19 protein-coding genes are annotated in these 21136 nt (G+C 41.5%); 7 read left to right on the top strand and 12 right to left on the bottom strand.

The features are described 5' to 3' along the window. Positions 1 to 142: 142 nt before the first annotated feature. From BIW53_RS04035 to BIW53_RS04015, 5 genes are all read left to right on the top strand, one after another. Positions 143 to 1417, top strand: coding sequence for a hypothetical protein (locus BIW53_RS04035; RefSeq protein WP_070990533.1), 1275 nt, complete (start codon positions 143 to 145; stop codon positions 1415 to 1417). Beyond that, positions 1404 to 1955 carry a condensin complex protein MksE gene (locus BIW53_RS04030; protein WP_070990532.1) on the top strand — a complete coding sequence of 184 codons (552 nt, stop codon included), beginning with the start codon at positions 1404 to 1406 and terminating at the stop codon, positions 1953 to 1955. The genes BIW53_RS04035 and BIW53_RS04030 overlap by 14 nt, the downstream gene beginning before the upstream one ends. Continuing rightward, positions 1952 to 4744, top strand: a complete 2793-nt coding sequence (locus tag BIW53_RS04025) for a coiled-coil domain-containing protein (protein WP_070990531.1) — start codon at positions 1952 to 1954, stop codon at positions 4742 to 4744. The genes BIW53_RS04030 and BIW53_RS04025 overlap by 4 nt, the downstream gene beginning before the upstream one ends. Before the next feature lie 67 nt (positions 4745 to 4811). Next, positions 4812 to 5360 (top strand): DUF4136 domain-containing protein, encoded by a 549-nt coding sequence (locus BIW53_RS04020; RefSeq protein WP_175442094.1) that lies wholly within the window; start codon positions 4812 to 4814, stop codon positions 5358 to 5360. A 178-nt stretch (positions 5361 to 5538) separates the two neighbouring features. Next, entirely contained in the window at positions 5539 to 6243 is a 705-nt protein-coding gene (locus tag BIW53_RS04015; protein WP_070990529.1) for a substrate-binding periplasmic protein, read from the top strand. On the opposite strand, the gene BIW53_RS04010 is transcribed toward BIW53_RS04015, so the two are convergent. From BIW53_RS04010 to ggt, 3 genes are all read right to left on the bottom strand, one after another. Next, positions 6244 to 6738 carry a P-loop nucleotide/nucleoside kinase family protein gene (locus BIW53_RS04010; protein ID WP_070990528.1) on the bottom strand — a complete coding sequence of 165 codons (495 nt, stop codon included), beginning with the start codon at positions 6736 to 6738 and terminating at the stop codon, positions 6244 to 6246. Positions 6739 to 6854: 116 nt separating this feature from the next. Beyond that, positions 6855 to 7733 (bottom strand): hypothetical protein, encoded by an 879-nt coding sequence (locus BIW53_RS04005; RefSeq protein ID WP_175442088.1) that lies wholly within the window; start codon positions 7731 to 7733, stop codon positions 6855 to 6857. 178 nt (positions 7734 to 7911) lie between these two features. Further along, positions 7912 to 9654, bottom strand: a complete 1743-nt coding sequence (gene ggt / locus BIW53_RS04000; protein WP_070990526.1) for a gamma-glutamyltransferase — start codon at positions 9652 to 9654, stop codon at positions 7912 to 7914. A 209-nt stretch (positions 9655 to 9863) separates the two neighbouring features. Here ggt and BIW53_RS03995 point away from each other — a divergent pair, with 209 nt between their 5' ends. Beyond that, on the top strand, positions 9864 to 10283 hold the full coding sequence (locus tag BIW53_RS03995) for a dockerin type I domain-containing protein (protein WP_070990525.1): 420 nt from the start codon (positions 9864 to 9866) through the stop codon (positions 10281 to 10283). Positions 10284 to 10356: 73 nt separating this feature from the next. Further along, complete coding sequence (locus BIW53_RS03990; protein WP_070990524.1) at positions 10357 to 10986, top strand: cohesin domain-containing protein; 630 nt, start codon at positions 10357 to 10359, stop codon at positions 10984 to 10986. Positions 10987 to 11342: 356 nt separating this feature from the next. Here BIW53_RS03990 and BIW53_RS03985 read toward each other — a convergent pair whose 3' ends face one another. The 9 genes from BIW53_RS03985 to BIW53_RS03950 all read right to left on the bottom strand — a co-directional run bounded on the left by BIW53_RS03985 (position 11343) and on the right by BIW53_RS03950 (position 21108). Beyond that, positions 11343 to 11594: a hypothetical protein gene (locus BIW53_RS03985; protein ID WP_070990523.1), complete on the bottom strand. Its 252-nt coding sequence runs from the start codon at positions 11592 to 11594 to the stop codon at positions 11343 to 11345. Positions 11595 to 11665: 71 nt separating this feature from the next. Next, entirely contained in the window at positions 11666 to 12343 is a 678-nt protein-coding gene (locus BIW53_RS03980; protein WP_070990522.1) for a type 2 periplasmic-binding domain-containing protein, read from the bottom strand. Positions 12344 to 12528: 185 nt separating this feature from the next. Then, on the bottom strand, positions 12529 to 14373 hold the full coding sequence (locus BIW53_RS21195) for a glycoside hydrolase family 16 protein (RefSeq protein ID WP_084228065.1): 1845 nt from the start codon (positions 14371 to 14373) through the stop codon (positions 12529 to 12531). Positions 14374 to 14667: 294 nt separating this feature from the next. Next, positions 14668 to 15861 (bottom strand): prohibitin family protein, encoded by a 1194-nt coding sequence (locus BIW53_RS03970; protein WP_084228064.1) that lies wholly within the window; start codon positions 15859 to 15861, stop codon positions 14668 to 14670. Next, positions 15858 to 17522 (bottom strand): cyclic peptide export ABC transporter, encoded by a 1665-nt coding sequence (locus BIW53_RS03965; RefSeq protein ID WP_070990521.1) that lies wholly within the window; start codon positions 17520 to 17522, stop codon positions 15858 to 15860. The genes BIW53_RS03970 and BIW53_RS03965 overlap by 4 nt, the downstream gene beginning before the upstream one ends. A gap of 131 nt (positions 17523 to 17653) precedes the next feature. Then, positions 17654 to 17830 (bottom strand): hypothetical protein, encoded by a 177-nt coding sequence (locus BIW53_RS20835; RefSeq protein WP_175442087.1) that lies wholly within the window; start codon positions 17828 to 17830, stop codon positions 17654 to 17656. A gap of 71 nt (positions 17831 to 17901) precedes the next feature. Next, entirely contained in the window at positions 17902 to 18453 is a 552-nt protein-coding gene (locus tag BIW53_RS03960; protein ID WP_070990520.1) for a YcjF family protein, read from the bottom strand. Between the two features lie 210 nt (positions 18454 to 18663). Further along, entirely contained in the window at positions 18664 to 19944 is a 1281-nt protein-coding gene (locus BIW53_RS03955; RefSeq protein ID WP_245699349.1) for a serine hydrolase domain-containing protein, read from the bottom strand. 201 nt (positions 19945 to 20145) lie between these two features. Further along, on the bottom strand, positions 20146 to 21108 hold the full coding sequence (locus tag BIW53_RS03950) for a TauD/TfdA family dioxygenase (protein ID WP_070990518.1): 963 nt from the start codon (positions 21106 to 21108) through the stop codon (positions 20146 to 20148). Between the last annotated feature and the right edge of the window lie 28 nt (positions 21109 to 21136).

Raw genomic sequence — 21136 nt, 5'->3', positions numbered from 1 at the left:
AACAACCTGTAAGTAAAAGTAAATAAGTTTGAAGGTAACGTGTAAATCGGCGCGAAGAATAGCATTTGCTGCGTGTATGCGCTACGGCAAGTCGTAATTAATTTACCCTGCATGTCACAAAATAGATACAAACTGGAAAGTTATGATCCCAGCAAAAAAAGTATTAAACACGCTCAACGAACATTGGGGTGTTTTAGAGCTGCTTTTTAAACGGTTTAAAATGACCGATTTCAGCTTAAAAGATGTTCAAAACATCATAAAGCATAAAAATCCACAGTGGACCAGTGAGCGTATTTTCAGAGAAACTAATCGCTTGTTAAATCAAGAAATAATTATACCTTTAGCGAAGTCCTCTCAACTAGAAATCAACCGTGCAATCGCTGATTTTGCCAGCTTTTTGTTACAAGAAGAAGATCTTGGATTAGCCGAAGAAATTACCGTATTGGTCAAAGATCTAGAGCGCCTTGGTACTCGTTTACAGCAGGCCGGAGACGAAGGTGATTTTAGTGAATTACGTCGTTTTAGCCGTATTATGGATGAACGTGTACGCAAGATAGTGAAATTATTTCAGCATAACGAAAGCGCCATTTTCAATATTGTTGAGCAAGCTAAGTCTGATAATAGCAATCTATCCCTACAAAAACGCTACCGTGCGGTGATGGAAGCGTTTGATGAATACATTGAACCTATGTTAGAAATGGTGGATATTCGTGGCGAGTTTCACGCTTGCTTTGCGGTGATCGAGTCGCAAATAAGTAAACAAATAGAAAGTATCGAGCTGTTTGGTCGCGGTGCTCACGATAAGCGTATGCTTGAACAGTTGCGCACACGTATTCTTGATATGCATCTGATCGGACGTGAAAGCTTGCGTAAAAGTGCCGATATGTTGATGCCACTACGTGAAGAACTACGCCGTAACACCTTAATAACCAGACAGGCAGCCAAAGTATTAGGGCTAATCCGTAAAAACGGCGTCGATCGTATGCTCACCTCCGTTCAACCTGAGTTTGTCTCCGATATACAACGCTTTTCTCTTGGGCAAAAGCGTCATATGGTTGCTTATATGGCAAGCTTAGCCCAGTTCGAACACGACGACTATCAGCTACCCGACCAAACCGACGTGCCCGCGTATCAAAGCCCTAACATTCCAGATTATCAAGATGTGCGCACAGCATTTGCTCGTACATTTGCTGATAACGGCAGCAAGCGTCAGGCCTTACTCGGATTTTTAACAACACAATACCCTAGCCTAGACGCAGACGAAATGCTGTTTTTGTATCAAAAACTCGTTAGCGACTCTGACTTTGAATTACAACAAGATAACGAACGCTCTAAGGTAACAATCAACGAGCATACCTTTGCACTTTATCCGTTCAACGCAAATACAGTACAAGAAACACATTATGACGCAGATTAACTTATCAGAGCTGACTGAATTGCAAGCTATTAATAAGAAATTAGTGAGCGGTTATCATATCAGCGAACAAGACACCACTCTTTGGCAACAACTCGACCAAAATATAGATGCTTACCAAGCACTATTCAGTGCCTTAGGTCACGACTTACAACACGACGGACGCGGATTTTATTATCTCGCAAGTGATGAGAGCACCCCGAATATGGGTAAAATTTCGCGCGCCATTGCGTTGACTGTTTTTATTCTTATTGAATACTATGCGAATCAGGGTAAAGACCCATTACGCGCCTTATTTGACGAAACAGCAGATCTGGAATTGATGCAGACCTTAGTACAGTTAAATAAACACTTGTTTGATCAGCTAGAAATCTTCTCTGGCTCAGACTTACGCAAAGACGTGTATTTGAGAATGGTGAGGTTGGGTCTTGCAAAAGAGGTTGAACAAGGTTTTATGCATTTAGCGCCTATCTATCGCTACATAGATGCACTAATGGAAGTAAATGAAGATAGTTTTGACGGACTCGAGGATGAAGTATGAGTAAGTTATATGGGCTAAGTAAATTAGCGTTGCTAAATACAGCAGGTTATGCCAAATGCGTTATCCCACTGGACAAAAGTGCTTCAATTTGCGCACCAAATAATACGGGTAAGAGTTCTGTCATCAATGCCCTACAGTTTCCTTTAATTAACGACTTACGATTAACTGAATGGGATGGACATGACTTAGAAGAAACCAGAAAGTTCTATTTCTCTACCGACCAATCCTATATTTTGCTAGAAGCTAATCTCCCTCATGGCGATGTGGTGATAGGTGTTGCTGGACTTGGCAAAATTGCCGGATTTGCCCATCAATTCTTTTGCTTCCCTGGTAAACTATCTCTTGATGACTTTACCGAAGGCAAAAGCATCATTAAATACACAAAACTGTTTAAGCACTTAGAAGCACAAGGCAAAAAACCAATAGAGCTCAAAGCTCAAGAGCTAAACGCGCTTTTAACTGGAGGCGCAACGCCATTCGATGGTGATGTAAACCTTAAAATGATCCCACTTAACAACGTTCAAGATGCGGCTATCTATAAAGAAATCTTCCGCCGTATCCTGAATCTGCATAAACTTGGTGCAAGCGATGTAAAACGCTTTATGTTAAGGGTTTTTGAGCGCCATATGTCTAATTCTCGCGTCGACTTTTATGAGGTTTGGCGACGAGCGTTTGATAAAGTAAATCGTTCCCGTCGAGAACTGGCTGCCCTAGAGTCAATGCAAGAGCCCATCAGCGCGCTTGAAACCATGCTAGAAAGTGAAGCCACAATTAAGGGCAAACTTGCTGCCTATGCACCAAAAATTGACATAGCGTTAGTCGAATATGATCACTATCAACAAGAGCATATGGCTGAACTAAATGCACAATTAGAAGATATTGAACAAGAAAAGCATGATTTTGAGCAAAAGCAGCAACTTTATTTACAGCAATCACGCGACATTGAGCGTCGACAGACCCAAATTGAGCAGTGGTTCATTGACTACCATGCGCTAAAGTCAGAGTTTGAACTAACTAATCATGCAACATTAAAAACTAACCTGCAGTTATTGAAAAAAGAATATGAGCAACTATCGTTTTCAATAAATAGCGCACAGGGACAGAGTCTTCATACGCTTGATTACCGTATCAATGAAACTCAAAAACAGATTAAAAGCCTAAAGCTACAACTTAAAAACCTTGAGTTCAATCTGTTTACACGCATGCGTGAAGACTTGTCTTTAAAAGAAGTTGAAGAAATCTCTCGCATTCTAAATCCCGATCTTTTGTCTTTCGCAACCACCAACCAAGGTGATATCACCATCACAGATGATGACGCGTTTGGCGAATTCTTAGAAAAGCTTTCTGCCAATGTAAAAGGTGGCGAACTGACGGTTCCTGGTGCAACCATCAAGCTCAAAAAGCTCAGCCCCGTTCAGATGCAAAGTGGCGAAAACAAAGAGCAGCTTAAGGCGCAGCTTGATGCGTTGCAACAATCGCTTATTGAGTTCAAGCAACAGCGTGATGTGGCAGCGAACGTGGCTCAAAAACAACAAGAACGCGATGCATTGTACGAAGAGTTAATGGGCCTAGAAAGCGCACTCAAACGTTTTGAACAGTATCAAACTATGCTGCAATCTGTTGAGGCACAGGAATTGTTGCGTGAGCAACTCAATGCAGAGCGAGAACAAGTTGATGAGTATTTACATGATGTTCAACGCAACGCTGGGTCAATCTCTGATAGACGCTCAATCATTAAGAGTAAGCAAGATCTGTTATCGCGCCAGAGCGACCGTTTACGACAGGTTAAGTCGGAGCGTATTGACCATACATTAGATATTTTCAGCGGTAAACAAGCACTCTATCCTGTCGATGTGACACTCGATTTTGATAATTTGGCCGAGGTGGTTCATCAATTTAACAAAGACTGCAATGAGTTGAGAAACTTAAGCGTTAATGTACGCAACACATATTTGCACATTTATAACGCTGGGATAACCAAATTTGATAATGAAACTGATGACACCAGTAAGTACGCAAAACTGATAAGCGCCTATCACAATCTTGATAATGAACGTGATGCGGTAGACAGGCAAGCGCGAGTCGCTTTGACAGAGGTCGCAGCAACAATCAAAGGGCTGCGTGAAGACTTAGATCGATTGCGACGCGAAATGAACAGCTTCAACCGTGGGATCAGCCAACATCGCATCTCAAATTTACAGTCATTTAAAATTAATGTTATCCCTCGTAAGATGCTGGTAGACAGTATAGATACCATCATAAGTACTTCTGATAACTACGAGCAAGGTGATAACTTTGATCTGTTATCTTCGCAGCCAAGTGATGAGAAGGCGGTCAATGAAGCTAAAGATCATTTGATTAAGCTTGCTAGTGATAAAGCAGGTCTAACACTTACTGATTTGTTTGATATTCGCTTTGAGGTGGTTAACCGCGCAGGCGAAACGGAACATTTCGACAAGATTGATTCCGCGGGTTCTAATGGTACACGTATTACAATCAAGTTGTTATGTGGTATGTTGTTCATACGATATTTGTTATCTGACCAAGAACAAGCACTTTATCGTATACCGATTTATATTGATGAGGCCGCTGATATTGACCCACAAAACCAAAAAGCCATTATTGAAACGGCGTTGAGCTTTGGGTTTGTGCCCATTTTTGCGTCCGTTAAACCGCAGATCAGTTGCGATTATATTGTGCCTATTCGTAGCGTTAAAAATGGCAGCCAAAACTGGGTCGACGAAAAAGACTGGATTGAAGTGGAACATAGCACCGCGCAAGCAGTCTGATCATACAAGGCAAGGTTATTTTGGTCAGCTTTCAAATGTTGCGCTGACCCAAGGAGATATCATTATGATTAAAAAATTATTTATGACGTCGGCATTGTTACTACTCAGTGCCTGTACCAGCGTACCCGACTGGGACTATGACAAATCAGTCGAGTTTGCCAATTACAAAACCTTTGCTTGGGCGCCTAATGCTGATTTGAAAGGCTCAATTAATGACTATCAAATAAATGATTTGATGGAAAAACGAGTGCGTAGCGCTATCTCCCAAAACCTTTCAGCGCAAGGGATTACTCTGGTTGAGGGCGACAAAGCAGATATGCTAGTGAATTACCATGCATCCGTTGAAAGCAAATTGGAGGCCAACACCCTTAATACCACCTATGGCGTTCGTTGGAACTATTGGGGCTGGGGTGTACAAACACATACTACAACCAGAGAGTATGATGTTGGTACTCTGATCATTGACGTAATTGACAACGCCTCACAACAGTTAGTGTGGCGCGGGGCTAAAGAAGGTCGATTACGTACAAAACAAACGCCTGAACAACGAGAAGCTGAAATTAACAAAACGGTTGCTGAAATACTAGAGAACTTCCCGCCAAAAACACAATATTAAATAGTAACGTCAGTCAGTCCATTTGGTCTGGCTGACCTACCTACAAGTCAAAACTATCCACATGTACCAAACTAATTTACCTGAAAGCGCTTACTGCACATTGTAGGAACGAGAGATAAACTCGCCAACTTAAAAACCGCACGCTACACTTGTTGATGTTAAACATTGTGAGTTCATTATGTGCAGATTTATCAGTGCTCTACTGCTTAGTTTCAGCATTTTTCCTTGTTGTTTTGCTAACGCAACAGTGAGCGTGTTTACTGAACATTTTCCACCCTACACAGTCGTTACCGATGGTAAAGCCCATTCAGGTATTGCTTATGAGTTGGTAAAAAATGCGTTAGATATAGCGAACATTAATAGCTCAATAGATGTGATCCCTTGGGCACGCGCCTACGAGCTCACACTCACTCAACCCAATACTGTACTTTTTTCGATGGCTAAAACCACTCAGCGTGCCCCTTTGTTTAACTGGCTGTATAAATTCACGACACTGGAGTATAGCTTTTATTCAAACCGAGATAATGACATTGAAATTAGTTCAACAAAAGAAGCCCTTAATTACACCACTGTTGCCATTAGAGGCAGTTACGAAGAAACGATTTTAAAATCCATGGGGTTTGTTACCGGTATTAATTTAGTACTGGTTACGGACATGAGCAGCGCATGGCAAATGCTAGACAAGCGAAGAGTTCAAACCATCTATGCCTCTCACATCCCAGATCATCAACATACAGCAAGTAAAATAAGTTACTTTCGCCACAATAAAGTTGTTAGGCATCAAGAGTTGTATGTGGTTGCAAGCTTAAGTACACCAAAGAGTACAGTAAATAAGCTAAAAGAAGCGCTACAGATGGCTCACGCGCAGATGATCCATAACTAATTACTGAGTATTGATATTAAGCAAACGTAATAACTGAGCTTTACTTTGCACAGGGGTTTGATTTGCGGTGTCTATTCGATATTGAGCGGTTATCCAAGGTTGATAATCTCTATCGAGCACACTTTGCCAATCCGGGAGCCTTAAATGCGGTATATCGGATTTGCGAGTTTCGATTCTTGCTCGTTGTTCACTTTGATTTGAGCAGAATACTTCAATTTCTTTGTATGCGCTATGGGCCTTTGAGGCAACGTCGCACCACGCTCTTCTGGATTCATCTACTGGGTTGATAGAATCTGCCACGACCGATACACCATTTTTGAGATTATCAGCAGCCAGCGCAAAAGTGACCTGATAACCCTCGTCACAATTGACGTCAAAACCGATATTTTTTATCGTTTGCTCTAAGGTATCGATGCGCAGATAGACAGCACCAATCTCACTGGCTAAATATCTCGCCAACTGAGTTTTTCCAACTCCAGGTAACCCGCCAAAAATATATAACTAGTTAAACATCTAAATTAAAGTCACGCAGAATATATCTCTGCGCGACGAATTTTACCATCTGAGCTATTCGCAATTGCGGCAAAGCTCAGATAAAAGCGAGCAAATATTTATAGTTTTGGTTTTACAAATAAGAACTGGCCATAGTTTGAAGTTACTGTTGGGTATGCAAGAGATTCCATCTTTTCAAACTCTTTACCGACAGAATATGAAACCGCTGGTGTGTATATATATAGGCTCTTTACTTTAGAGTCTATTATTGCCTTTGTAAGAATCTCGTTAGGCATCATCAAGTAGTCAAAATGAGCTGTAATGTAATCTTTATCTTTGTTTAGCCAAGGGTATTGTTCACCACTCACTCTGGTTGAATTCTTAGTCGAAACTAAAATCGAGATTAGACATCCGCCATATTTTTCCATCTCTTTTTTGTAATACGCGTCATAATCCTCTTTGAGTTTTTGATAACGCTCATCTGCCGTCTTTTTAATCCAGATCCCAGGACCTTTCAAGGTTTTACCCTTAATGGCGATATCTAGGCGATTTTCACAGTATTCATTGTCTTTGACTAGAAACGTACGTCCTTGAAAACTAAAATATTCATTAAAGCTCGTTGGCTCGATTGCCGATATTTTTTCACTTGGCAAATCATACATCGCGATATATAGCTGACGTAATTCTTCATCAAACATACCTGCCACATCTTTTTGAGTAGCTGGCTGACCTTTGTCAACTTCCGCCAAACCAATCATAGAAATTCTACTGGCGCGGTCTTCTGGCTCTAATAAGTACCCAGCTATCCCCGTCAATGCAGCACTTGAGCCTGACGAACCATTTGCGTAAGAGAAAAGCGCCCAACTTCCGCCGTGACCTATCACTTGTTGCATCGCATCCTTGGGGACTTCTTTATCATCAAGGTTGTTGATATTTATGCCACGCATGATGCGTCTTGCATAACTGTCATCATCATAATTTGTTGTTGTTAATTCCATTGGCTCATTGCCAGATGACGCGCATCCAAGCATTAGTGTTGACACCAACATTATCGATAGCTTTTTCACTGTTTGATATTCCCTATTATTTGAAGCGCCCTATTATAATAACAAATGTAAAATACTCAATAATAAACAGTGAACTTCAGGCAAACTAGTCATGCCAATATTTCAGCAATTAGTAACCCACAACAGCACTGTCTGCTCGCCTTGGGTCAGACGCGCCAAATAGGCCTTTATCAGTGAGCATTATGGTTTGCGTTGAACCCATGGAGCTTTTCTCGGCCAATTGATGGCCTTTTGCTTCCAGTAATCTACGTGTATCAACATTTAGACTCTTTTCAATCCGTATTTCATCCGGTAACCACTGGTGATGAATACGAGGTGCCGCTGTTGCTTCAGCAACATTTAATCCGTGATCAATCACATTGCTAATTATTTGCAAGGTTGTGGTAATTATCCGTGAACCACCGGGGCTACCTGTAACTAAAAACGGTTTGCCGTTTTTCATCACGATAGTTGGTGTCATTGAACTAAGTGGACGCTTGTTGCCTTCAACTGCGTTAGCTTCTCCACCAATAAGGCCAAAGCCGTTGGGGACGCCCGGCATGGCAGAAAAGTCATCCATCTCATTATTTAATAAAATCCCAGTTCCATCGGCAACGATACCAGAGCCATAGCTAAAATTGAGTGTGTATGTATTGCTTACAGCGTTCCCCCACTTATCAACGACCGAATAATGTGTAGTTTGATCGCTCTCATAAGGCTGTAATTTGCCGGGCTTTATTTTACTACTAGGAGTAGCTCTATCGGCCTTAATCTGTTTAGTTAGGCTCTTTGCATAACTTTTATCTGTGAGTGCTTTTAAGGGCACATCATAAAAGTCTGGGTCGCCAAGGTATTCACTTCTATCGGCATAAGCGCGTTTCATCACTTCGGCCAATAAATGAATGCTGGCCGCGCTGTTATGACCAAGCTTACTCACAGGGTAGAACTCAAGCATATTAAGCATCTCTATGATATGCACCCCACCCGATGATGGTGGTGGCATAGAAACGACATCATAACCACGATAACTGCCTGTTACTGGCTTGCGCTCAACCACTCGGTAGTTTTTTAGATCTTCCAAAGTCATTATGCCACCCGCAGCCTTGACTGCTGCAACGATTTTTTTTGCCGTTTCTCCTTGATAGAAACCTGCACTGCCTTGTTTGGCAATAAGCTCCAACGAATGGGCCAAATCCCTTTGAACCAGCCATTCGTTTGGCTGATAACTACTACCATCTTGCTTGTAGAATATCGCCTTTGAAGCTGGGACTTCTAGCATGCGCTTTTTAATAAACGGATGTGAAAGGGAGTTAGCGAGACTGGAAGTAACTTTTATCCCCTTTTTAGCTTGACGGATAGCAGGTTGAATAACCTGACTAAGTGTCATAGTGCCATACTTTTTGAGGGCCAATTCCATGCCCATCACTGTACCGGGCACTCCGACTGCTAGGCCATGAGCTAAGCTAAGCTGAGGGTCTACATTACCTTCTTCGTCTACGAAAATGTCTTTATGTGCAGAACTTGGCGCCATTTCTCGGTAGTCAATAGCAATAGTTTTATTCTCTTTAGCCAAGTGAACCAACATAAAGCCTCCGCCACCTATATTCCCTGCTCTAGGTAGCGTTACAGCCAAACTAAAGCCAACAGCAACCGCTGCATCCACGGCGTTACCGCCTTGCTTAAGTATTTCAACACCAACCTGACTGGCCAATGCTTCTTGACTCGACACCATGCCATGTTCAGCCCAAACAGGCTGTGCGGTCGCCATTGAGCTATAAATCGGTGATTCATCAGCAAATGCCGTGTTGTTTAGCGCCTCACCCACACACAACAACACTGTACAACACCAAAGTAATGCTTTGATCTGATGCATAACGACTTCCTTTATGTTCTTTATACTGCCTAGCAGTGTGGCACGAAAAAATAGCCTAAACAATGGACTGCGTCCAATGCCTGTACACCAGCCAATCACAACATGACTCAAATAGTTTTCTATACAACAGGCGTACTTCAGCGATAAGACAACAAACGCTAATAACTATTATACGTTCACATTATGAAGACAAAGAAGCATTGCGAGTTATGGGAAATGTCTCACATTTAGCTATTGACGGCAATTATGACGGTATTCGTGTTTATATGAATGACGTACTTGTACAGATAAACGCTGATGGGAGTTTTGAAGCACATACTAGACCTGGCGAAGCAATCATTCGCATAGAAGTTAATGGTTTTTTACCCGCTGAAAAAACCTTGCAGTTGGCTGAAAGTGATTTGACAACCGAGTTAGGTACTATAAGTCTGATTGGCGGAGATATAACCAAAGATAAACAAATAAATATTGCAGACCTAACCTTGCTGTTAGCCTCATATCGCAGTACAAAAGCCGACGGTCCAAATTATGTCTTAGAAGCTGACTATAACCGCGACGAGCAAATAAATATTCAGGATTTAACCATTCTGGGTAACAATTACGGTAAGTCTGGCCCTCAACAGTTGTAACTTCAAACTATAAATCTGAATTTGGGTTTTTGCGCATACGTGCAAAAGCCCATATTTTCAGAACGAGAATCTTATGAAAAGCATAATATTTATTTTATCACTAATAACAGCGGTTAATGCGTGGGCAACTGAAAAAGGCCGAGTGTACTTAGTGACACCAAGTGAACAGGTTAAATTGGGTAGCGAGTTCTATGTCGATATACAGGGTGATAATTTGCCAGCCTTATATGGCGTAGATTTAAAGCTTGAGTTTGACGCCAACAAATTTGAATTCATTGACCAAAACCCAAATAAAGAAGGCGTTCAAATTGAACATGGTAACTTTTTTGACAACGACAGCATATTTGTACTTCATAACTCAGCTGAGACAGTGACAGGAACGGCCGCTTATGTTGTGAGCCAAGTAGCACCGGCTAATGAGGTTAAAGGCAGTGGCCGTATCGCTGGAGTGAAATTAAAGTCAATCAACCGAACTGGTTTGGCGCATATTACCATTGCTTCAGCGCAATTCGGCACAAAATCTGGTCAACTTAAGGAGTTTGCGCTAGGACCAGCTCTATTATTTGACTTTAAACCTGAATACCAAGTACCAGAACAGCCGCAGCAAGACACCCATTATACCACCGCTATTTTGCTGTTCTGCTTACTGCTCTTTGCAATCATATTTATATGGTTTATCCGTCGTGATAAAAATAAGCCATAGCGCTTAGCGGGTTATGATGACTATCTGTACTGAGTTGCTAAGCATAAGCATGCTCGCGACTCAGTCAGACAAGGTTGTTGTCACGGGACATATTAACAAAATCAGTGGGTATAAAAACCTGTCACCGTTTAAGAGTTCACTAATGGTGATCTTTTGTACTGCATAACGGATGATTTTAGCTGTAGAGAATGCTCTTAGTTGTGAGCAAAGCACTATGAAACAGCAAAATAAAATTCACGCTTACAGCCAATTTCTTTTACGTAAACGTTATGATTTATATAGCTCTCATGCTTTTACGTAATGGTAAACTAATAAGTTATAGTTTGAACTGATGGGTGCAATGGCAGTGATTGCATCTAGTTGGTAAGATTTTCTAGCTCAGTAAGTATGTTAAGCGCTTCTTGTGAACTGTTAGCACACACCCACTCGGTCGCTTTAAAGTCGTGGCATACTTTAGGTCGCTCTGGCTTACCAAACAACTTACAAAGATTATCCTCAGTGAGGTTTTTACAACGCTCACCCGCTGCTTTACCGTTTGGATGATTAGGAAAACTTGAGCTAATACTTGGCGCGATACAACAGGCACCACAATGTAAACGACATTCCATGAATAAACCACAACCTCAAACGATAATAAAGCGCAACATTGTAGCAGTTTTAACTGTATTTTCTAAACACATTACTTCGGAGTTAAAAAGTCTCCCTGCGCGCGAGCTTGTATAATTGCCTGATCCAGCTTCTGTACTAAATCTTGATGTTTTTTGCTGAGCAAGTGATAGCCAATTTTCTTCTGAATCAAGAACCGATTGTGATATTTGATTTGGGTACTTTTGGTGTAATCATCAAATACAGCAATGGCATAATCCACTTTATTTTGGTCAAAGATTTTTAGAAGCGTTTCAAAACTGGTCAATTCTACAATATTAATTTCGCTATCAGCGAGCAACGGCGCATAAAACTCATCCGCCGCGATAATCCCTAAAGAGCGGTTCGCATTTTTTAATACTGACAAATCACATGGCAGCGCCTTTTGGCATAGCAAGACCACATCAATTTGACTTATTGGGGTAGGCACCACGATTATATTTTTATAATCGTCGATAAACTCTAAAGACTTGGCCGTATCAGCATCAATGACCCCACTATCGAGTAGTTTTAGCGCCCTTTTATCATTGATAAGCTCAAACTTAGGTTTAATGCCAATCTTTTGGTAAGCACGATTGAGTAGCGGCACATAGTATTTGATAATACCTTCATGCTCTACATAACTGATCACAAATTCTTTGCGCTCAAGCATTTGTTCTGAGAACGAATAGTTACTGGCAAAAAGTAATATTAACAACAAACCATATTTCATACCTAAATCAAAGCACTCCCACTCTTTACCAAATAATTTGTCCTTGTTGCGTTAAGCATAGACTGAAGATAGTTGCCTAGTAAATAGGCACACAGACTTAATGTACCATTTATGGTCGTTTTTAACATCTTGATGCGGATAGAAAAAGGCAGCTCACTGTGCTGCCTTGGGGAGTTACAGAAGGATTACATCCAAGTTGCGGGAGAAATCATAAACCTTTGCTCTTTTGTATCAACAGCGCCGTTAGGTTTTAAATAGGTGAACCAGTAACTAATTTCATCTCCAATATTCAAACCATTAATCACCAACTCATTTTGCCCAGAATTCATGTTCATCCGCACATTTTGTTGTACACCACCATTGATTTGATAGTGAACGTCTGCCCACTGGTTGCTGTTGACATAAAACCGAATACTTTTCGTGCTAAGTTGCGAGATACCAAATTCACCGGCCACGATAGCACAGCCATTTTCATCTACTTGGGTATTGGCTGGTGTATTTGGACACAGATCTACCTCGTCGGCTATACCATCATTATCGCTATCAGGTGCTGTGCTTACTCCACCACCTGTCCAAATGATGTCGTCAATAGCCATCGAAAACGGCGCTCTGGGAATTTGTCCATCAACCGAAGCTATACTAAAGTGGCTTTTCAGTGATTGGAGCGCTATTAACGGCCCCGCGAGTTCATCAATAGGTACAACTGCTTGTGCCCAATCACCATCTCTGGTCAATCCATAGCGAGTTTCATTTGCAGCAAAGGTAAGCCAGTTTTCATTAGAGTAGGTATCACTTATACCGACTTTAAAAGCGACATTTTTAGGGATCTTGATTCTAAAGCGCAGTTCACCATCAGCAAATTCGCTCATGTTAGTTGGCTGACGTGCTTGAATGCCACCACCAAACCATTGATTTGGCCTGTAATCCCACGCTATTACCTGCTCTCCTTCAAACGGCGTAATGTTCCCCAAAGACAGTGAGTTCTGATTCCAAACATAAATATCCGAATCGACACCTACAGTGAGTTTGTTGTTTGTTTGTGTTAAATCTGTATATACCCCAAATGTGCCCTGCTCTGGCTCAGTGCTATTACCTACTTTTACTTCTCCTTGCCCGTTGTATTCATACACTCTCACATAATCGACCACCATTTTACCAGGTAATGGAGCTGAGACTTGGTGATTCATTTTAGCATCTGTGAAGTTGCCACCTACGGCTAGATTCATCAGTAAATAAAACGGAGCGTTAAACTCATCAGACTCTTCACTAATGCTAAATGGCTGATCAAACATAGAGTATTCTACGCCTTGATCTTCAACCGTGAAACGAATTGTGGTGTCGGTCCAATATAAACGGTAAGTCACAAAACGGTCTGTTAGCACAGTTGTAGACAAGTGTGCGTTGTCAGTTTGCCATGCCACACTTGCTGCACAGGTCGGATTGCCGCTGTTACACGCATCATCACTGTAAAAAATCAAATTAGAACCAGTGTAGCTGTCTATATCTGAATTTGGGAAACCCGCATCTGTTCTGGCTTGTTCAGACTGGCCCATTTCCATGATATCTATCTCACCCTTTGCAGGCCAAGATGCGGTGCTAGTACCCAACATCCAAATGGCTGGCCATAAGCCCGTGTCTACACTCGATACTTTCATGCGCGTTTCTATCATGCCATATTGGATAGATACTTTGTTTTTGCTATGAACCTTCCCTGATGAGAACCCTTTGCCGCCAATACTTTCTTTGCGTGCTTCAATTAGTAACCCTCGGTTACCCGGTTCACCTACGATATCGGTAATTGACACATTGTCTGAGTGGTACCACTGTAGCTCCTGATTACCCCAGCCACAAATTCCCTGATCACACCCATCACCAATATCGACATTCCAGATTTCGTTATTAAACGAATCAAAATTGTCTTGCCACAACAACTTTCCCACAGATGCAGACGTTGGTGTAACCACACACAGCGTCATAGCAACGCTTGAGATAGCTACAAGGTGAATGTTTCGTAAAACAAACTTGTTCATTCTTTGATTCCTTAACATGTTGTAAATTTCGCGCCTAGGCAAACCACACCTTACTGCCAACGCATATTGTTGATACATCGCCAAACTGGCTACTTTAGGCAAAACTGTAACGAAACCGACCAGTCAACTTACAAAAATGTAACATGTAAGCGCTTACATTTACAAGGGAAGGATTTATAATTAAATTGTTTTTTATTTAATTATATGATTTGTTTGAACAGTTCCATGTGTTAGGCAGCTTATGAAAAAACTATTCAAAGCCACCGAGACATAATGCCCGGTGGCTGTTGACGTTTAGTGGGGTTCGCTAACTTCTTCAAGCGGAATATGAACACTCGCGGTAGGACTACGATACAAACTCTCTTTTGCGCTCGTCTTTATGCGCCCATCTGATTCATTCATTTTCTCAGGATCGGCCTCTTTGTCTTTGGTTTGCTTAATAGCATGTGAGTGTGATGCATCATGTTCTGAGCTAGGGGCTACGGGGGGAGCAGCAAGGCTGTTTTCGGTATTTAGAATAAGCGGTAAACCATCTTTTCCACCACCGATCACTACCACTTTACTATTGTTAGACTTTGCAAGCTCAATGGTCGCCTCTATACCTCGCCACCTTAGATAAGTTTCGGAGATACCACCTGCCACTGTTTTCTGAAATGCAGCGATACCCTGAGCTTCCATTTCTTTACGTTGCGCTTCTTTTTGGGCCACTTCTAGACGCATGTCATACTCCTGCTGGAGATAATGCTGATTCACTTTAGCAATAATCGCATTGTGCACTTTATCTGGTACATTAACTCTGCGGATCAGTACGTCATCCAAGTTAACCAAGGCATGGCCTTTCATTTCGCCAGCAACCTCTTTGAGTATGGTTTGCTCCTGTAATTTTAACTCTTCCAATACTTTGCCAAGCAACTGCCCTTGAACATCCATTCGCTGTTGACCATACACCTCTTCGGCAGTGTAATTTGAAACAATTACACGCACTGCAGAACTTACCTCTGGGATCACCATCTCATTCACATAATCAGGCCCAACGAGCTGATGAAGAAAAGGCATATGATCAACCACAGGACGATAACGCACTGTGACATCCAAAGTGATTTTCAAGCCTTGGTTGGTGATAGCATGTATTTGCCTATCCGCGGTTTGGAAACGGCTGGAATAAATAGTGAGTTTATCCCATGGCATCACAAGTACTGTACCTTCAGTAAAGGGTTTATTTAGGTATGTACCGCCGCCTAGTCGCTTCCACAATACCCCGACTTCCCCTGAATCAACTTTGATAAATACCACAGGTACCAAAGCAATAATCAAGAACAGCATGATCAATAATGTAACACCTGCTCTAAAACGCCAAGATAGAATGCGCTTGCGTAACTTGGGGTAGTAACGCTTCAACACACGCATTATTAAATTTGAAATAACAATTACCAGACATACGCCGCCTAGTACCAATAAACCAATATCCGGTGGAATAATTATGTTCATGAGGGCGACCCCTCATTTTCAACGGTATGGTGTTCCATTAATTGTCCTTCTACCATTTTTAAATGTACATCTGCCAAATGGAAGTATGCGTCATCATGGGTAATGGCTATTACAGTATTGCCTCTGGCTTTAAGCTTAGGTAATACTTGCTCGTAAAACTTACGTCTAAAGATTGGATCCTGATCGGCTGCCCATTCATCAAAAATATACACTGGTCGATTTTCCAAGATGGTACTCAACAGCGCCAATCGCTTGCGCTGGCCCGTTGACAAATCAGTGGTACTAAACTGAGAATTTTCCACACTGACCTTATTGTTCATCTCTAAAAAGACTAACCAGTCATCAATTTCCTGCTCAGAGCTTACTTTGATCCCATATAGCTGCTTAAATAAATGAAAATCTGAAAACACAGCTGTAAACAAACTGCGATAGGTATCTAACTCACCACTTGTAACACTTCTACCATTGAGTAAAATCTGACCACCTTGAAGTTCGTACAAACCTGTTAGCATACGAATAAAGGTCGTTTTGCCACTACCATTACCACCTGTAATAAACGTGATTTGCCCAGGCTTAATGGATAAATCTACGGGACCAACAAAAAAGGGCCTATCTCCTGCTGGACGGTTATGTTGATAATACGCCCCTTCTAGACGTATTTCTTCAAATGCTCGCATATCGGTTGAGCCACCGCGCGCCCCTTTTTGCTTAGTGCGTTGCGTCGCTTGTTTTAGCTCATTTTCAAGCGCTAATACGTTATTGGCCGCTTCCGTGGCTGTGGTATAAATTGGAATGCCACCCACAATACTGGTGATCGGGCCTATTAAAAATAGCGACGCAGTAGTCACCTTAATCACCACCTCGGTATAAATGTTCGATAACATAGGCACTATGAACACCATAGCCCCTGTCGCAGCAAAAAAAGTGATTTGTGACAACACAAAGTCCGTCGCAAACAGTGTTTGTGTGGTCGTTTTTGCTTTTTTAGCTCGGGTAGAATCAGCGATAAACTCATGCTCCAAATCATCCGCCCGAGGAACACTTAATTTCACCTCTTTAAAGCCATCTAATAAATCAGACAGTCTCTGGATCAGCATATTTTCACTTTCAAAAGACAGCTGCATATTTTTTTGGATTTCATTAGCACGCAACCGGTGAATACTTGCACCAAGCATGATCAACACTGAAATGACCAAAAATGCTACGAAAGAGTGATAAGCAATATACAATGAAGTAAAAAATACCAGCGTGATGGATTGACCGATGATCACAAACAACTGAGCAGACTGAGAGATAGTCTGCAATTCTTTGCTAAGTGTATTAAAAATACGTTCTTTACCGATTTTTTCCAGCGTTGATAGCTCGGTGTAACGTACGCACTCAAATAACTCAACACGTAAACCTGCAATGGCCCGCTCTACCGTTCTTGCTGCTTTAGTCATGAGGCGTTGCTGGGTAAGTCCATAAATTGTGATTGTTAAGCTGAATAAAACCAGATAGTAAAGTATGTGGTTTTCGCGATTTATATCAGAAATGTTCTCAGCTACGTTATTGATTAAAGCAAGAACCAAAGCGTTCGCAAGGCCAGAGATACAGCCTAAAGCAACAAAGGTCCTTCTCTTTATTTTTATATTTCGACTAATTAAATCGTATAATACCATCTCATTATCTTTTCTTGTTTTTGTACTCAGCAAATTATTAAGTGCTTGAGACTAAGTCTAAATTCCATGTAATTTATGTAGGTGTTACGCTTTGGCGTTTCATAACTACAAACTATGTACACACCGTTTGGCTATTCTTCTTCCTCCTCTTGGATGGGGTCTCTTCGTTTGGCCAAAAATAGGATCAACAAACCAGCTAAAGGGGTAAATACCAACGAGATCAAAAAGAACCCGACAGGTCCTGCAAACGTGTTTCGCCCCCAGTAACCAGATAAAATGCACAAACCCAAATACAGTATTACCAGCATCTTCAATTCCTTAAATTAACAAGTGTATAAGAAATAAACCAGCAGAAACCTGCTGGCTTATCAAGTTACTACTAACTAGCAGCATTCACTTGAGCGTCATCATTACCTTTATCTTTACGATACTTCGCTGCCATATCAGAAATGTCGCCTTTAATGCTCGAAAGATTAAGGTCTAACAAAGTTCCGCCATGTTCAAAGTGTCTAATAAAAGTAGTACCAACAGCATGTGAAGATGCCGCTGAAACGACTGGCATAAACGCCAACGCACTCAAAGTGCCAAGTACTGGTACAGCTTTCAAAAAGCTGCTCAAACCTGCGCCGCCGAGTGTTTGTGGAAATGAACCGCCAATAACCGCACTGATCGTACCGCGTAGCTTGTTATCACTATACGATTGACCATATACCTTAGCTATTTCACCGATCATCTTAATTTGTATACCTGTCAACGCGACTAAGTCGACCGCTGGAATTGGGATCAATCCGCTGCCAAACGACCACTTGGTATACTTATCGACAATTAGCTGTGCAATGGCTTCACGATTTTCAACCTCGACATGATTGGCGTCCTGCTCGGTCTTCACCTCGTTTGCCTTTTCTTCCTTTGCTGTTTTTGTCGCTGTCATATTAAGTCCTCTATGAGTTAGAATTAAACAGTTGTTAAACTTACCAAACTACGTCAAAGCCGTTTAAGCTTAGTCTTTAGCTTGCCCTTTTTCACTGTTCATACCAGCAAGATATGAACAGTAATCCTTTGTATGTACTAAAAACTTCTGAGCACATGTTTTGAAAACGAAATACAACTGCGCTATTCCCTTTTCATAAAATATTAAAAATCATGCTTCATCTAATACGCCCTGACAGGCCGTGGTACGGTGACTATCGCTGTAGAAAATGATGTTTCTGATCTCACTTGAAATACAGTCTGACTCAGTACCGGTTTTAACATAATTGCTAAATACCATGACTGATTGGTCGCGCTCTAACAGTCGATTAAAACTAGTCACCCATGAATATGGGTAGCTTCCTGAATACTGTAAGAATTTTTCGTATTTTCTTAAGTTGGTATCAGTTGGATTTTGTGGACAATCCGATACCTTTCCGTATTGATTCGGGTCGATAAAAGTGACAAACCAGCCATAACCGTAGTATTCACACGACTCTGTACTACCAGTATTTGAATAAGGCGCGAATGCAGCTAGCTTTTGTACATCGTCCAAGACTTGGGTACCATACAAGCCCTGATCCCACTTATGCATATCTTCAACCGTTGAATACATCTCACCAGCTGAATACAACACCAGCGGATTACTGTAAGGGTTAACTAAAATATCTTCATACGGCGCAGGTCCTCCAATTTCTGGGGGTCGACCATTTGCCAATGGCAAGTATTGATTACCTTTATAGATATAACCCGTCGTCATGTTTTTGTAGATACCTATCGCGCTGAATGAGCCACTGTCAGTCATATTTAAAGGGTCTAGGATCTGCTCCTTAAGGATGTTCTCGAACCAGAACTCGCGATTGATGTCACCTTGTTGACCTGCAGCCAACTGTTCAATGATGTTCCCTATCAAATAATAATTACAGTTGCTGTACTGATACTGAGAACCGGGTGTAAATGAAGGCGCATCACCTTGCTCTGTACATGTACAAAAGCGGTTACTAAAGCCTTCAGGGCCATTTAAATCAGTGGTTTTATCATATAGAAATGGTCGCCAACCATAGTTGTCATAAACCTGTTCATTGTCACTGTAGTTATCAATGCCTGATGACATCGTCAGCAAGTGATGTACAGATACGTCAGCACATTGGTTTTTAGGAAACCAAGGTAAATAATCACCAATCGTCTGTGTACGTAAATCTTTGCCTTCGAGCATCCGCATCAAAATTGCTGCGGCGAAAGCTTTGGTATTAGAGCCTATGCGGTATTTAGATTTTATTGTGTTATCAACCTCATACTGCATGTTTTGTGGTCCACAATTTGCCTCATAGACAACTTGATCAGCTGCGGTAACATAGATGGTTCCGAAAAAGACCATCTTATTACAATAATCATTTACGGTTGTCTCAATCATTTCTATCTGACTGGCTGTAATTGTGGTGTTTTTTGCCACACTCTTTTTTTGTAAACAAGATGCCAGGATCAAGCTGATAAAACACAGAACCATAATTTTAAATCGTGAATGCATTAGCCGTTTCATTTCTTTAGTTTCCTTCAATGAATATTTATTCTTTGCTAACCACAAAACTACTAACAAAACCTAACCTAGCTTGAGTGAACAAGCAGAACACGCGTTAAATCTATGCGCGAATATTTAACCAACAATTTTTGCCATACCTACTAGTACCTTTCTCACACCGCTGTATGCCTGCCTACCATGCGTATACAACATGTTATCTAACAGTAAGATGTCATTTCTTTGCCATGAATATGAGAATGTAGCTTCTTTATAAACTTGGTTAATCACTTGGATGTCTTCATCAGCGATTGGGCTACCATCTCCGTAATAGGCATTTCTAGGTAGCTTGTGCTCACCTATACTTGAGCGCATTAAGTCGGGCATTTGGCCATCAATGCTAGAGCTGTGAAATAGATGCGCCTGATTGAACCAGACCTTTTCACCGGTTTGAGGGTGAATCGCTACAGCAGGGCGAAGTTGGCGTGTTTGTAATCTTTCTCCATCCCATTCAAACTCTATTTCATTTTCCTTGCAGTAAGCTTCTACTTCCACCTTGCTTTGTGTCTGAAAAACCTCCTGCCAGGGCAAGTCAATCTCTCCATAGTTTCGAACATACATCACACCCAATTGCTCGAACTTGTCACGGATGGTCTTAGGAATGTTTTGATATACGACTCGGCTATCTGCCAAAGGTGTGTCACCCCCTGTTTTCGCTGGTACAACACAGAAAAACCCCATTCGCATTGGCCAACGATTAGAATAGGCATTTTCATTGTGCTGCAAGATCACCTGATCGGCGTGATACTCAGTCGTAGTGTAAATATTGTTTCTCATTGCAGTACGAGGTGATGAGCGATACACATACTGACTCAAAGGCTCACCAAAAATAGTCTCTAATATGGTACTAAATTGGTTGCTACTAACAATGTTCAACCCTCTTAGCAGCGCAAAACCATCCGAGTTTACCCATTGATTAATCTGTTCAACATGGTCCTTAACCCAAGCTAAACCACTTTGCTTTTGTGACGATAGGTCATGGATCCGATGATCGATAACCCCAGAGCTTCTACCCATCTTTACTGATAGTAATTGATCCATTTTAATCCCATCCTTTTGTTAGATAAGG

The sequence above is a fragment of the Pseudoalteromonas byunsanensis genome (assembly GCF_001854475.1).
Taxonomy (GTDB): Bacteria; Pseudomonadota; Gammaproteobacteria; order Enterobacterales; family Alteromonadaceae; genus Pseudoalteromonas; species Pseudoalteromonas byunsanensis.
This window is presented reverse-complemented; position numbering and strand designations above follow the sequence as displayed.